Genomic DNA, 12,425 nt, shown 5'->3' on the forward strand with positions numbered 1-12,425 from the left:
ATTATTCGTCTAGAGTCGTTTTATCCGTGACCGTCTCCTCGGAAAGAGTTTCTTCAGCGGCTCTTTCCTCGACAATCGTCTCCTCAGCGACCGATTCCTGAATCCGGATTCCCTTCGACGCGAGGTGACGCAACTGTTGGCGAGCGAACTCCTCCTCGCGTGTGCCGCGGGTCGCCAGCACGTACATTCGGGCGCGTCCGGCGGGGCGCATGGTTCGCCCTGCGCGCTGGGCGCCCTGCCGCCGCGACCCGCCGAGTCCCGACGCGACGATTGCGAGTTCGGCATCGGGCAAGTCGATTCCTTCGTCGCCGACGCGGGAGACGACGAGGGTGTCGAGACGCCCGTCACGGAACGCCTGCAGGTGTCGTTCGCGCTCCGGATGCGGCATCTGGCCGCTGATGAACGGAACGGAGAGCGCGTCGGAAATATCGTCGCCCTGTTCCAGATACTCCACGAATATCAGGGCTTTCGCGGCGGGGTGTTCGGCCAGCAGGTACCGGATTTCGTCAACCTTCGCGGGGTTCGACGCGGCTATCTGGCGCTTGCCGCGCTGGCCCGCGTTGGCGTAGTCGCCGTGATACGTCTCGTCGTCCCAGCCGACGTACCGGATTTCGACCTCGGGTTCGGCGACGAAACCGGCCTCGAACAGGGCGTCCCAGTCAGTACCGATGGGCGGCCCGATGAGCGTGAAAATGTCCTTTTCCTTGTCATCTTCGCGGACGGGTGTCGCTGACAGTCCCAAGCGATGCTTGCTCTGAAGGTTCGCGCTCCGCCGAAAGACCCGGGAGGGAATGTGCTGACATTCATCGTACACGATGAGTCCCCACCGTCGCTGGTCGAACAGTTGGCGATGCCTGTCCATCCCGGCGGTTTGGTAGGTCGCAATCGTCACGGGGCGAACGTTTTTCTCGCCGCCGTGGTACTCGCCGACCTGTTCGGGGGAGAGAGAAGTGTGAGCCAGTAGTTCGTCGCGCCACTGTCCGGCGAGTTCCCTGCTCGGCACTAGAATCAGGGTTTCACCCGAAACGGCTTCCATAACGCCCATCGCGGCGACCGTCTTTCCGCTTCCCGGCGGGCCGACGAGAACGCCGGATTTCAGGTCGATAAACTCCTCAACCCATTCGCGCTGATAGTCGCGCAGGGAGAGCGAGCAGTCGATGGCCAGTTCGTCGCCGGTCTCCAAATCTCGCTCGTCCTGCACCGGGTACCCCGCCTCGTAGAGGATTCGTTTGACCTCGGCGACCTTCTCCTCGGCGACCCAGCTCTCGTCGTCTGAAAGCGGGGCGCGCAGATGACTGTCGTCCAGTTTCTGCCGGGCGACGTTTCCCATCAGGTCGTCGCTCGCGGCTTCGAGAACCACGTAATCGTCCTCATGCGTGTAGAGTCGGAACTGCTTTGCGCGTTTCCACTGCTGTTCGATGAACTGCTCTATGTCTGGCGATGGCTCCGGAAGCACCTGCCGGACGGTTCGCATCAAATCGTCGAGCGAGTCGTAGGGCGCAGACCAGATGTCCTCCTGTCGAATTCGATAGCTGTAGCCACCCTCGCGGGTTGTATCCGTCAGGTGCGCGAACTGAGAGAGTTGCGCCCGCGTGAATTGTCGCGGCTGGTCGGCGACGATTTCCCGCCGTTTCGGAAAGACGACGATTCGTTCCCGGTCGGCCAGCCGCTCCCACTCGGTCGGAAACCAGACGACAGGATCGCGTTCCACGTCGAGGCGGACGACCTCCCGTTCGTCGGCGAGGCGTTCCAGCACGCGATTTGCCTCCTCGTGTGAACAGCCGAGCACCCGAGCGACTTCGTCGGCGGTGAGCACCGGACGCCCGATGTCCTCGACGGCGTCGTACACGTCAGAAATTCCGTAATCCTCGTCGGTCACTGCCTCACGGTTGGTTCCCCGGCGGAATACCCGTTACGACTCTAGTTGCCCATCGGGACGGCTCAGCCGTCGGATTGTTCGCCGCCGTAAGCACCCGTTTTCCGCAGTTCGCCGCGTTTTTCGAGGACGCTCGGGGTTCGGCAGACGCCGCGGGCACCGGTCGCCTGCGGGACGGTACAGTTGTTGCAGTTCTCACAGATTGCCGACCGTTTCGATTCTTCGCTCCGTTCGCCGAGAATTCGGGCCGGAAGCCGAGGTTCCGCGTAAAACGGACGACCCATCCCCACGGCGTCGCAGTCGCCGCCTCCGAGCAGCCGGTCGATTTCGTCTCGGTTTCGAATGCCGCCTTCCGCGAGAACCGGTACCGAAACTCGACTCGCGACTCGACTGGTGAACGGACGGTTCCACGCCGAGTCGAAGTCGTACTTTTTGGACTGAAACCAGTTGAGGAAAGCCACCATTCCCGCCCGCGTTTTGCTTCCGAACGCGTCAGCGTAACCCTCGCGGAATCGCTCGTCGCGCCACGCACAAGCCGGGAACGCACCGCGGACGATGCTCGCGTCCCAGAACACGGAGGCCTGTACGGGAACGAGCGCGTCGAATCCGATCGCCGTCAGTCGATCGCAGATTCGAACGCCATCGGAAAGCGAAAGGTGCTTTCGGACGAACCGCGGCGCAGTCGTTTCGGCGGGCACCTTCGTCATAATCGGCACGTCCGGGCCGACTCGCCTCCGAATCTCGTCGTGGACGAGTTCGAGAAACCGAGTTCGTTCGGCCAGCGACCCGCCGAACTCGTCGGTTCGGCGGTTGTAAAACGGCGAGAGAAACTGCTGGACGATGCCCATGTTCGCCCCGGCGATGTGGATTCCGTCGTAGCCCGCATCGATGGCGTAGCTGGCACTTCTGCCGAAATCTTCGGCGAGGTCGTACACCTCCGCCGTGCCGAGGACGTGCGCGTCGTAGGAAAGAAATCCAACGCGGTCGAGCGCCCGAAGCACTGGCGGCGGGCGCGAGACGGCGAGCTGTCGCAAGTCGGAATTTTCCGCGCGATAGCCCGCGTGCCACGTCTCCATGCTCCGGAGACCGCCGTGTTCCAACTGGACGAAGATTCGACTTCCGCGGTCGTGAATCGCGTCCGTCAGTCGGGTTAGTTTCGAGACGAACGCCGGGTCGTGAACCCGCGTCATCCCCGGCGCGGCACAGCCACCCTCCCCGCGAACGATGGTTGCACCCTGACAAATAAGCCCGACTTCCGACTCGGCCGCGGGTGTGAGTTCCCGAATCAGGGCGTCAACCGCGTCCGGACCGTTACCAGCGCATTCGAGGAGCGGGGCGCGATAGAGTCGATTCGGTAGTTCGACGCCCGCGATTTCGAGTGGATCTTCCAGTTCGGCCACGTTGCGTTTGGCTTCGGCGGGTTTCGGGGTAAAGGTTTGTGGGGAGGTGGCGGCGGGCGGGCAGGCCAGCGGCCTGCCCACCCTGTCACTCGCGGTCGTTCGGCACCATAGCAAAGGTGATACTTTATAACTAGTAGCAGTAAACCACCACGCATGAGCGACACGCCCCGTGAACGCCTCTACGAAAAAGCGACGGAAATCACGTCCACGGTGGTCACGGGATTCTGGCTCGTGGCTCTCATCACCGGGCAAGACTGGTGGCTCGCGGCCATGCTCCTCGGCTACATGGTCATCGTTCCGGTGGTCGCCCTCCTGTTCGAGGACGAGAAAGCGGACGAAAGCTGGTGGGACGCGATGTGGAACGACGACTGGTGGGACGACATGTGGGACTGGTCGGGCGGGAGTGGAAAATCGACGAAGTCCGAAGATTCCGCGGAAGCGACCGAACCGAACAACAGAGACGCCCTCGAAACGCTTAGAAACCGATACGCCCACGGTGAACTCACGGACGACCAGTTCGAGCGCAAACTGGAACGGCTCATGGAAACCGAAACGATAGAGGACGTGGAAGACCGGTTTCGTGCGGAGGAACGCGAACGCCTTCGGGAGCGAGAATAGCCGAAATCCGATTTGACTACTTTTACCACGTCTACTCCCCTTCGGCCCACGAACTCAGCGTCTGCTGAACCGCCGCCTCACCGACTGCCCGCCCGAGAATATCGTACCCGGCGCGTTCGCTGCGGTCGTTCGCGGAGGCGATGAGGCGCGAGACGATGAATTCGGGTGTCGATTTCCCGACCGTGTCGAATCTCGGCTGGTAGTCCACGAGCAGTTCAAGGTCGTCGTCTAGCCCCTCTGCGAAGATACCGTCCTTGCGGGCTTGGTCGGGGAGCGGGTTCAAATCCTCCGCGAGGTGGGTGACGAAGACGCCGAGCGCCCCGCGGTCTACCGACAGGCTGACGAGTCCGTGCAGGAGGTTGGCCGCGCTTCCGGGCTCCGTAATCGCCTCGAACTCGTCCACGAGCATGAGGGTTCGTCCGTCGTTCGTGAGCGGCGGGACGATATTTCGAAGGGTGGATTCTAGCACCCCTGCGTTGAAACTGGCGTGTCTCCGGTGGAAGACGATGGTGTCCGACATCGAAATCTGTGCGCGCTCGGCGGGCACGGGAAGCCCCATCTGGGCCAGCAGGGCGACCTGACAGAGCGTTTCGAGCAGGGTCGTTTTCCCGCCGCTGTTCGCGCCGGTGAGGACGGTAACCCGATCGCCTTTCGGCGGCCCGGCGACGCCGTGCTCACCGATTCCGTAGGTGACAGGTTGAACGTCTCCGGTCCCGGTGACGAGAAACAGGTTTCGCGCGTCTTCGACCGCGAATCCCTCGTCCACGAACTCGGGTCGCGTGAGGGAAAATTCGTCCGCGAACCTGGCGAGCGAGAGCGAGACAGCGAGGTCGTTGACAGCGGAAACCGCGGCGTCGATGGAGTCGCGGGCGTCCTCGATTCTGGTTTCGAGTTCCGCCACGACCGTCGATTCGCGTTGCTCGACGACGGTTCGCTGTTTGGCGACGAGTTCGCGGAGCGACCCGCCGACGAAGTCGGTGGCGTCGCTTGCCTCCCCGACGGTCGCATCGCGGATTCGCTGCGGATCAATGTCGGTTTCGTGAGCGACGTGTTCGACGTAGCTTTCCCGGAACTCGTCCGGATTTCGTACGTTTCCTGACTGTACCGCTTCGAGAACGTCTATCGCCCCGCTTTCGAGTCGTTCGACCGCCGTCAACGCTTTGCGGCGGCGGTCGAGTTCGTCGTCCGCACTCTCGGCAACCCGGCCGCCGTCGAGTTTGCCGACCGCACCGACCGCGGCGTTGAGCGCGTCGGAGTCGATGTCCGCGACGGGGGCGAACGCCCCCTCGGTCGTTCCGGTCGTCTGCAGTGCGAGGGCTGTCTCGACGGCAGTTCGTTCGCTTCCGTCGTACTGTTCGAACGCGGCGAGAACCGATTCGCGCTCGACGTCGGAGAGGTCGTCCCACGACGTGACGGCGTCCATCACCGAATCGAGTCGGTCAGCCGCTTCTTCGGGGGAACGAACCGGTGTCATGACACGAATCCGGTCGCCAGCGTCGGGGGTCACCGCGTAGTCGCTGGCGAGGTCGAGAAGCGATTTGTACACCGACCGGGTGTCCCGGGTCGCCAGCACGGCCATCCCCTCGCCGCCGTTGGCCTGTCGAAGTATCCGAGTCGCCCGACCTCTCGACAGCCCCGCATTCGACAGAACGCGGACGTTACTCGCTTCGATGGCCTGAATCGCCCGTTCGACCCCGAGTTCGGTTTCTAGCAGGTCGCTCGTCTTCGGTCCCACGCCCCAGTAATCCTCCAACCTCATACCTGTCGGCTGACACCCGTCGGTATTAACGATTCCCGTTCGACCGAAAGATAAAGACGGTGAGTCGAATAATAATATTATGCCCTCTAGGTCAGAATACAAATTGGAAGCGCGAATCCTTCATATCGGCGATAGCCACGTCGAGATAGGGAATTCGGGAGATGTCGAACGAGCGACAGGGGAACGGGAAATCGTCGACAACCTCGGAACGGTCGGTTGTATTCTCTGTGAACACGCACCGCCCGACTACGATGCGCGGTCGTCTCTCGAAACGGTTCGTAAACACGATTCGAACCTCCCAGTTCTCGTCCTCACTGACGACGAAACCGTTATCGCTGACGTTCTCGCGGGGGATGCGACCGACTGCGTTCGGCCCGACAGACCGGAGCTGTTGACCCACCGAATCGAGCGCACAATCGAGCAATATCGGGATCAACACGCGCGGTCGCGGACGGAGGCGCTACTCGCAGGGATGCCGGACGCTATCGTCAGGATATGCGAGGATGGCATCATCAAGTGCGCCAACGACGGCGTCGAGCGTATTTTCGGCTACGCACCGGACGACCTCGTCGGATCCCCGTTGACGGAACTGATACCGAAGCGACTGCAATCGACATACCGGAAATCGCTCGCTCGATACGTCGAAACTGGCGAACGACAGGTCGATTGGGAGTACGTCGAGACAACCGCCCAACATCGAAACGGGGGCGAAATTCCGGTCGCACTGTCGTTCCGCGAGGGAGAGTACGACGGTGAGCGAGCGATTACCGGAATCATCCGCGATATCTCGAAGCGAAAACGGGTCGAAGCGAAACTCGAACAGTCGCGCGAGCGCTATCGAAAAGTGATAGAGACGAGTCCGGAGGCGCTTCTCGTCGCCGACACGGAAACGGGCACCATCGTCGAAGCGAATCCGGCCGCCGAAACCCTCCTCGGACGCCCGCGGGACGAAATCGTGGGGATGCACCACTCGGAGATTCACCCCGCCGAACGTCGCGCGTTCTATCGACATATCTTCGACCAACACGCGGAACGCGGCGGCGTCACGAAAGATGCGACCGGCGTCAAAATCGCCCGACCGGACGGAACGGAGATTCCGGTGGAAGTCAGTTCGAACGTAGCGGAGTTCGGCGACCAGCAGGTGCTCCACGCCATTTTTAAGGACGTATCGGAGCGAAACGAGCGCGAGCGAAACCTCGATAGGCTTCGCTCGGCGACGCGCGACCTGATGCGGGCGGAAACGAAAGAAGAAATCTGCGAGATAGCGGTGTCGGCGGCGAGCGAATTACTCGACCTCTCGCTCTGTGGCATCTATCTCGTAGACCCCGAGGAGTGCGTCCTTCGGCCCGCCGTCGTGACGGAGCAAACGGAGGAGATACCGGACGAAATACCCGAATTCGAGGCCGAACGCGCGCTGGCGTGGTCGGTGTTCGAATCCGGCGAAGCAACCGTCTTCGAAGACCTGAAAGACGAGCCACGGGGATACAACCCGGAAACGCCAGTCGAAACGGAACTCATACTGCCGCTGGCCGACCACGGTGTTTTCTTAGCCGGGTCGGTGTTCGAAACCGAACTCGACGAGCACGTCCACGATTTAGCGGAAATCCTGGCGGCCAACGTGCAATCGGCACTCGACCGGGCCGAGCGCGAAGAGACGCTCTCAAAGCACCGCGAGGAGTTAGAAGAACTCAACCGCATCAACGCGGTTATCCGCGACGTTGACCGAACGCTGGTGCAAGCGACGAATCGAGGAGAGATAGAATCCGCGGTCGCGGAACGGTTAGTGACGGTGGAACCGTATCAGTTCACGTGGGTCGGCGAGTACGACGCCAACTCGAAAAGCGTTCATCCGGTCGCACACGCCGGGGACGAGGATGGAAAGCGCTACCTCGAATCGGTTATCAGACCGGACGACGAGGGTCGCGGACCGGCGACGAAGGCTTTAGAAACGAGAAGCGTCGTCGTCATTGCGGACACCGCCACCGACCCGACGTTCGAATCGTGGCGGGAGGCGTCACTCGATAAGGGTTTTCGGTCGCTCGCTGCCATCCCGATTCGGTACGACGAGACCTGTTACGGCGTTCTCGTCGTTCACGCGAATCGAACCGGCGCGTTCGATTCGCGTGAACGGGCGGTGCTGGCCGAACTCGGCGAAACCATCGGACTCGCGATTGCCGGAATCGAGAGTCGAAAGGCGCTCGTCTCGGACTGCGTGGTCGAGGTGGAAATCGAATCGAAGGACGCGGACAATCTCTTCGTCCAACTACCGCAGGAGGTCGGATGTGAGCTCGGCCTGCTCGGAACCACACTCACGTCGGACGGCTCGCTCCTTTGCTTCGTAACCGTGTCGGATGCGCAATCCTCGGACGTTCTCGACTGGGTGTCCGAGTTTGAGCAAATAGCGGACAGTCGAATTCTCCACGAAACCGAAATGGAGTGCGTCATCGAACTCCGGTACGAAAGAGCGCCGTTCGTCACGGCGCTGGCGGATAGGGGGGCGACGATTGCGAGCGCGGAAGCAGACGAGGACGGCGGGCGGGCGGTCGTCGAACTCCCGACGACCGCGAACGTTCGGGGGACGGTCGAAACCATTCGGGAGATGTATCCGGACGTGCGCGTCGTCGCACAGCGCGAACGGGAAAAGCCCGAACCGACCGTGACGGAGTTCCGAACGACGTTGGACGAATCGCTGACCGACTGTCAGTGGGCGGCGTTGGAGACCGCCTATCTCGCCGGGTTTTTCGAATGGCCGCGAAACAGCACGGGCGAAGACGTGGCGGCGTCACTGGGGGTGTCACCGCCGACGTTTCACCAACATCTGCGACGTGCGCAGTCGAAACTGCTCGGAACGTTCTTCGATCGGTGAAGTTTTTATTACCGGGTCGGTTGTTTCGCCATGCGTCTCATTCAGGCCCTCGTTCCGGACGACTGCCGGGACGCTGTTCTCGCCGTTTTAGACGACGAGCGTATCGATTACGTCCTCACGCGAGAAGAGAGCAACGGCGACAACTCGGCCATCGTCCAGTTTCCGCTTCCGACGCAGGCCGTTGACAGGGTTCTCTCCGAGCTTCGAGATGCAGGTCTCTCCGACGATTACACCGTCATCGGAAGCGTGGAAACGGCACAGACGTCGAACATCGAGGAACTAGAGGACAAGTTCGTCAAGGGTGGCGACGAGGACGACAGCATCGCCACTGACGAAATCCGCACGAAAGCGCTCGGGATGAATCCGAGTCCGGTGACGTACTATGCGATGACCGTTCTCTCGGCAATCGTCGCCACCGCCGGACTCCTGCTCGACTCGCCCGCCATCGTGGTCGGGTCGATGGTCATCGCGCCGCAAGTCGGGTCGGCGATGACATCGAGCGTCGGCCTCGTGCTGAACGACCGCCACATGATTATCGACGGGTTACGCTCGCAGATTCTTGGGCTGGGCGTCGCTATCGTCAGCGCGACGATTTTCGGATGGGCGTTGAAATCGGCACAGTTCATCCCGCCGTCGCTCAACGTGGTGACGGTGAATCAGATAAGTCAGCGCATTTCACCCGGCTTTCTATCGGTGGCGGTCGGTTTGTGTGCAGGGGCGGCAGGGGCGCTCGGCCTCGCAACTGCCTTGCCGGTTTCGCTCGTCGGTGTCATGATCGCCGCGGCGCTCATCCCCGCGGCGGCAGCGGTCGGAATCGGACTCGCGTGGGGGCCGCCAGTTATCGCACTCGGCGCGTTCGTCCTACTGGTCGTGAACACGGTTTCCATCAACGCCGCAGGCGGTGGCGTGCTGTATATACTCGGCTATCGACCGGTCGAAGGAACGACGATTCGAAAGGCGGCCCCGACCCTCGTTGCCGCCGTCGTCCTGCTCGCCGCCCTTTCGGGGTCGGGACTGGTGATGACCAAGCAAATGCAGACGGAAAACGCCGTCAACGAGGAGGTTCAGTCCGTACTCGAACAAGACCGGTACCAGCAACTTGAACTCGTCAAAATACAGGTCGAATTCGACGACATGGGAGTTCTCGACAACAGTCAGGAGATCACCGTCGTCGTCCGTCGCCCGACCAACGAACCATATCCGCAGTTGTCCGAACGGTTTGCGAGCGAAATTGCTGGGCGACTCGACGGACAGACGATAGTCGAAGTGGAGTTCACCGAGAGCCAGCGGTCAACGGTGAGAACGTAAAACCGTAGTGGTTCGTGATTCGGTAGGCCGACGTTCCCCAGATGTAATCCTCGCCGGGCCACCACGTCCGGGCGTTGTTGAACCCGCCGACGAGAACGCCAGATTCCGGATTTTCCGGGTCGGTATGGTAGTTGACGCTTCCGCTGTCGCCGTCGGTGAAATCCGACTGTGACCCCCATTTCAGTTGACCGCGCTTGCACACCTTTCCGTAGGCGCAGGTCAGTCCGTCGATAGCGTGGAGTTGTCCGTCGGAGTGGCCCGACCGAAACGCGACTTTTTCCAGTTTCTCACCGCGCGCTTTGAGTTCGGCAAGCCCCTCGCGCGTGAACTGTCCGACGACGGTGGACGGTGATGCACCGAAAATCTCGTTCGTCGGTCGAAATCCGCCCGTGGGATCGATGCGGACGAAATCGTCGAGTTGGTAGCCTCTTCGAACCTCGCCGATCTTCCGCGGATCGCCGTCGCCGTGGACGAAGAACGGTTCGCCGCTGTGCTGTTCGGCATCGCCGCCGAAAACGTGGTTTGAGGTGGCGAAAAACGGGGACGTTCCGTCGTACATCGCGGGGGCGAGCGTTCCGGCGGAGTCTCGGGAGCCGCATTTGACACCACCGGGAACTAGTTTCCCACCGAACGAATCCGACCGGTCGTTGCGGGTCGCTCCCGACGGAGTCGATCCGACGCGGTTCAGTTCGACAGCCACGTCGCCGACGTGCTCCGGAACCGCGCCACCGACCTCGCTTCCGGTTACGTCGACCGAGAGCGCGGCGTTTCGGCCGCCGAACTCCCCCGGAACGACGGCGCTCCCGACGACGCCCGGTGTTGAAGCCACGTTGAGTCTGCGGTGGGCGTCGAAGGCGGAGCGGAGGTCTTCGAACCAATCCGCTGAAACCATCGTCGTTCGCGGCTTAAGGTTGTTTTCGTGCGCGTATACGAGCGGAACCTCGTTCCGACCCGCCGCTTTCACGTCGTCCGGCGTGAGTAGCGTCGCCATCGAACCAAATCCGGCCCCGAGAAGTGTCGAAACGAAGCGTCGTCTGCCCATGGTCCTGAATCGTCCGCCGAACGTCGAGCGCGTCGCTGGCCGTCGCTCTCTGTCGCCTTGATTTTCCATCGTGTCGTCTCCCCATTCTCGGTACGCAGTACGACGGGGGAGTATTTGAAATTCGACCGTCAAGTTCAGCGGGAGAAACGAAAAATCATCGGGAAAACGCAGAGAGCATTTTAGGCCCGCCGAAAAATGGGAAGTTTTACGTATCTTTAGGTAAGCCTAAAACATGAGTATGGAAGCAGACGAGTCGAAAACCGTCACCCGGCGACGATTCATCGCGGGAAGCGGCGTCGCTGGCGCGGCACTGCTTGCCGGGTGTACCGACGGTAACGGCGAAGGTAAACAGACGAGTACCGACGGAACTGGCACGGGTGACGGGACGACGCAGTCTGGCCCGTACTCGGTATCGATGGAACCAGTCGGCAAAGTGGAGTTCGAGTCCGTTCCGAAAACGTGGGTCGCCAACAACGGCAGTTGGGCCGACATGGGCGTCGCGCTCGGGCTCGAACCGCCGAAAGCGGTGTGGCTGACGAGTCGATACCACACCCAGTACTACGACGACATTCCGGGTGTCTCGGTCGATAAAAGCGGCATGCGCGACCTCTCTTCGGACGGCGTGAACAAGGAGTTGTTCTACGAGTTGGACGCCGACATTCACGTCATCGACCCGAACTTCCTCATGAACCGGTTCGATGGCTGGAACCAGTCCGACATCGACGAAATCAAAAAGAAAGTCGCCCCATTCTTCGGGAACAGCATCTTCTCGCATAGTTACGACTTCCACAAAGATTACAAGTACTACTCACTGTACGAAGCGTTCGAGAAGTTGTCGAAGGTGTTCCAGCGAACCGACCGATACGAGAAGTTTGCGTCGCTCCACGACGAGTTCGAGTCGAACGTCGAGTCGGTCGTTCCGAAGAAGAAAGAAGACCGCCCGGAGGTCGCAATCATGTGGGCGACGGGCAACCAGCCGAAATCCTTCCTTCCCTACCTCATCGGAGAGGGAACCAGTTTCAAGCAGTGGCGAAGCCTAAAAGTCCGCGACGCACTCGCCAACACCTCAGTTCAGGATTTCCACGCCAACCGCGGGAAGGTCGATTACGAGACACTACTCGAAATCGACCCCGACGTACTCCTACTCCGTGGGCACGAACAACAGAGTGCGAAGGAGTTCCAGAACACCGTCGTCTCGTTCATGAAGGACCACAACGTGGCGAGCAAACTCACGGCAGTCAAAAACGGCGACGTGTATCGTGGCGGCCCGCTCTATCAGGGGCCGATTACGAACCTCGTCATCACCGACCGTGCAGCGAAACAGGTGTACGATGTTTCGGAACCGCTGTTCGACCGCGAGAAGGTGGCCGACATCGTCAGCGGCTAAAGCGAAACCGACGGTAAAGCAGTCAGTGTATCGCACGTCAAACGACGCGAGTACGGTGGGCATCGCACTCGCGTTCATCCCATATCATAAACAACTCCCATTTTTGCGCAGCAAAGAGTGAGCGACGCGACCACGCAAACGCTCGATGAAAAATAAACGCGGGGTAGGT

The 12,425-nt window shown here is 61.1% G+C and carries 8 protein-coding genes; 4 read left to right on the forward strand and 4 right to left on the reverse strand.

Going from position 1 to position 12,425, the window contains the following annotated elements:
- Position 1: 1 nt before the first annotated feature.
- Both LIX15_RS09620 and LIX15_RS09625 read right to left on the reverse strand, forming a co-directional pair.
- Entirely contained in the window at positions 2–1,879 is a 1,878-nt protein-coding gene (locus LIX15_RS09620; protein WP_227773520.1) for a DEAD/DEAH box helicase, read from the reverse strand.
- A 62-nt stretch (positions 1,880–1,941) separates the two neighbouring features.
- Positions 1,942–3,276: an oxidoreductase gene (locus tag LIX15_RS09625; RefSeq protein ID WP_227776882.1), complete on the reverse strand. Its 1,335-nt coding sequence runs from the start codon at positions 3,274–3,276 to the stop codon at positions 1,942–1,944.
- Between the two features lie 153 nt (positions 3,277–3,429).
- Here LIX15_RS09625 and LIX15_RS09630 point away from each other — a divergent pair, with 153 nt between their 5' ends.
- Positions 3,430–3,894, forward strand: a complete 465-nt coding sequence (locus LIX15_RS09630; protein WP_227773521.1) for an SHOCT domain-containing protein — start codon at positions 3,430–3,432, stop codon at positions 3,892–3,894.
- Positions 3,895–3,925: 31 nt separating this feature from the next.
- Here LIX15_RS09630 and LIX15_RS09635 read toward each other — a convergent pair whose 3' ends face one another.
- Positions 3,926–5,653: a MutS-related protein gene (locus LIX15_RS09635; protein WP_227773522.1), complete on the reverse strand. Its 1,728-nt coding sequence runs from the start codon at positions 5,651–5,653 to the stop codon at positions 3,926–3,928.
- 79 nt (positions 5,654–5,732) lie between these two features.
- Between LIX15_RS09635 and LIX15_RS09640 the strand changes: the two genes are divergently transcribed.
- The gene (locus LIX15_RS09640; protein WP_227773523.1) at positions 5,733–8,519 is read left to right on the forward strand and encodes a PAS domain S-box protein; all 2,787 of its coding nucleotides are present in this window, start codon (positions 5,733–5,735) and stop codon (positions 8,517–8,519) included.
- Between the two features lie 30 nt (positions 8,520–8,549).
- Positions 8,550–9,827: a TIGR00341 family protein gene (locus tag LIX15_RS09645; protein WP_227773524.1), complete on the forward strand. Its 1,278-nt coding sequence runs from the start codon at positions 8,550–8,552 to the stop codon at positions 9,825–9,827.
- On the opposite strand, the gene LIX15_RS09650 is transcribed toward LIX15_RS09645, so the two are convergent.
- Positions 9,793–10,938 carry a hypothetical protein gene (locus LIX15_RS09650; protein WP_227773525.1) on the reverse strand — a complete coding sequence of 382 codons (1,146 nt, stop codon included), beginning with the start codon at positions 10,936–10,938 and terminating at the stop codon, positions 9,793–9,795. The genes LIX15_RS09645 and LIX15_RS09650 overlap by 35 nt on opposite strands.
- Before the next feature lie 163 nt (positions 10,939–11,101).
- Between LIX15_RS09650 and LIX15_RS09655 the strand changes: the two genes are divergently transcribed.
- A complete protein-coding gene (locus LIX15_RS09655) occupies positions 11,102–12,256 on the forward strand; it encodes an ABC transporter substrate-binding protein (protein WP_390184930.1) in 1,155 nt (384 codons plus the stop codon).
- Positions 12,257–12,425: the final 169 nt, after the last annotated feature.

This window comes from Haladaptatus pallidirubidus (assembly GCF_020700235.1).
In the GTDB taxonomy this organism is placed as follows: Archaea; Halobacteriota; Halobacteria; order Halobacteriales; family Haladaptataceae; genus Haladaptatus; species Haladaptatus pallidirubidus.